Source organism: Oleiphilus sp. HI0132 (genome assembly GCF_001635845.1).
Genome location: NZ_LWGJ01001753.1, coordinates 1 through 744, shown reverse-complemented (window position 1 = coordinate 744; position 744 = coordinate 1). Strand labels below are relative to the sequence as shown.

The 744-nt window shown below is 46.5% G+C and carries 1 pseudogene; it reads right to left on the bottom strand.

Annotated features, from left to right (window positions below):
* Positions 1-744 (bottom strand): annotated as a pseudogene (secA, locus tag A3766_RS26780) (preprotein translocase subunit SecA); the annotation flags it as partial.

Sequence of the window (744 nt, the reverse complement as noted above, 5' to 3'; positions counted from 1 at the left end):
GCCGAGCCACCTTCACTACCGGCTGCATTGGCATCTGCATGTTCAGTCTTTGCCCGGCCCAATTGCTGTTCTAGCTCTTGCTGTCTGCGTCGCTCTAGCTCTTCAGCCTCGTCTTGAGTCTGAATCTTCACGTGACTGGTCACACGTACCACGTCATTTTTCAAATTGCCCAGCATCGATTCAAATAGAACAAATGCTTCTCGCTTGTATTCCTGCTTAGGGTTTTTCTGAGCGTAGCTGCGTAGATGGATACCCTGACGTAATGCATCCATTGATGCCAAGTGCTCCTTCCAAAGCGTATCAAGAATATGTAGAAACACTTGTTTCTCGAAGTTACGCATAGACTGCGCACCCGCCGTCTCTTCTTTCTCTTTGTAAACTTTAACGATCTCTTCAATAATCTTGGTTCGCAAGGTTTCTTCGTGCAAGCTATCGTCACTATCCAACCATTCTTGTACGGGGAGTTTAACCGCAAACTCTGACTCAAGATGGCTTTCAAGCCCGGCGATATCCCACTGCTCGTCTAGGCTTTGCGGTGGAATAAAGCGACTGATCGTATCATCAACAACTTCTTCGCGAATCGCTGCAACGATATCTGAAATATCATCAGACTCCATCACCGAGTTACGCTGCTCATAAATCACACTACGCTGATCGTTCGCCACATCATCGTATTCCAGTAAGGACTTACGAATATCAAAGTTACGGCCTTCTACTTTACGCTGAGCCTTTTCAATCGCATTA